This window comes from Cyanobacteriota bacterium, from assembly GCA_025054735.1.
In the GTDB taxonomy this organism is placed as follows: Bacteria; Cyanobacteriota; Cyanobacteriia; order SKYG9; family SKYG9; genus SKYG9.
The window spans coordinates 1-1,268 of record JANWZG010000664.1 but is presented as its reverse complement, the minus strand read 5'-3'; the positions used below and the strand labels follow the sequence as shown (position 1 = coordinate 1,268).

The 1,268-nt window shown below is 49.3% G+C and carries 1 protein-coding gene; it reads left to right on the top strand.

Annotated features, from left to right (window positions below):
* On the top strand, nucleotides 1-1,268 hold a 1,268-nt coding region (locus NZ772_19205), incomplete at both ends, for a peptidase M61 (GenBank protein ID MCS6815685.1).

Genomic DNA, 1,268 nt, shown 5'->3' with positions numbered 1-1,268 from the left:
AGATGCACCTGTACCGGCTACGGTGACTGTGACCTATCGGGTGTATGCTAACGAGCTAACCGTGCGCACAAACCATCTAGATCAAACCCACGGTTACTTTAATGGTGCAGCCTTATTTTTCTATTTGCCAGGCTTTGAGCAAGTACCCATAACGCTGACGATCGTACCTCCCTATCCCCATTGGCGCGTTACCACTCCTCTAGCGAGGGCATTGTCTCATCCACCTGTGTCATCGGCCCATACCTTCTATGCTCCAGATTTCGATACTCTAGTGGATAGCCCTGTGGAGATTGGCACCCATACACTGCTCCAGTTTGAGGTATTGGGTAAGCCCCATGAGTTGGCTATCTATGGCAAGGGTAATTTGGATCCATCACAAGTAATAACCGACATTAGCCGTGTGATTGAAACAGAGGCTGAGTTGTTTGGAGGCTTGCCCTACGATCGCTATGTCTTCCTGTTGCATCTGTCATCCCAAGGCAACGGAGGGCTAGAACACAAGTATGCCTGTTCTCTCAACTATCCCCGCTTTAATTTTCGTGCTGCTGATAAGTACAATCGGTTTTTGCAGTTGGTTGCCCATGAGTTTTTTCACCTGTGGAACGTCAAGCGCATTCGCCCCAAGGCGTTGGAAACCTTTAACTATGACGAAGAGAACTACACACCCTCGCTGTGGTTTAGTGAAGGCACTACGAGCTATTACGATGGCGTGATGCCGTACCGAGCTGGAATCTACGATGTGGTGACATTGATACAGCATTTCAGTAAGGAAATCACTCGCTATCAAACCACGATCGGTCGATTAGTGCAGCCCCTGAGTGAATCTAGTTTTGATGCGTGGATCAAGCTCTATCGCCAAGACGCTAACAGTCCTAACTCCCAGATGTCCTATTACCTTAAAGGTGAGATGGTCTCGTTGCTCTTGGATTTGTTGATTCGACAGCGCCATCACAACCAACGATCGCTGGATGATGTGATGCGTCGTATGTGGGAGCAGTTTGGTCAGCCGGAAGTGGGTTTTACGCCAGAAGACCTACAGATGACTATCGAAGCTGTGGCTGAAACTGACCTTAGTGATTTCTTTTGCCACTATGTGCAAGGATTAACGGAGTTACCCTTCAACCAGTATCTAGCGCCGTTTGGCCTCTGTCTGGATGCAGAGGATGTCACAAACCACCCCCCTTATTTGGGCGTATCACTGCGCCCTGAGCATGATCGTCTGATCATTCGAGTTGTGGAAGCTGGTTCCCCGGCTGAACGTGCAGGAC